Below are 236 nucleotides of genomic sequence, written 5' to 3'. Positions count from 1 at the left end.
ATTTCCTCCACACATCCTCACCCATCCACCCCACCACACCATTCCCTCCAACATTCAACTCCCCGCCAACCTCTTCATCCTCCTTCTTCCTATACCCATCATCACCATTATTATCCAAACCCTCATCAACCTGATCCCCGTGTAGAAGCGCCCTCCCCACTTCATATCAAATCCATTCATCATAACCCGCAATGCCGCCTTACCCTTCTGCTCATGCTCTCTTTTCTCTTCCCTAT

General features: G+C 49.6%; 1 protein-coding gene. It reads right to left on the bottom strand.

Annotation, left to right across the window (positions count from 1 at the left end; all coding sequences use genetic code 11):
* Nucleotides 1–54: 54 nt before the first annotated feature.
* On the bottom strand, nt 55–236 hold a 182-nt coding region (locus tag FS628_RS32120; RefSeq protein WP_222125310.1), incomplete at its 5' end, for a hypothetical protein.

This window comes from Paenibacillus xylanexedens (assembly GCF_007676705.1).
GTDB classification, from domain to species: domain Bacteria; phylum Bacillota; class Bacilli; order Paenibacillales; family Paenibacillaceae; genus Paenibacillus; species Paenibacillus xylanexedens_C.
This window is presented reverse-complemented; position numbering and strand designations above follow the sequence as displayed.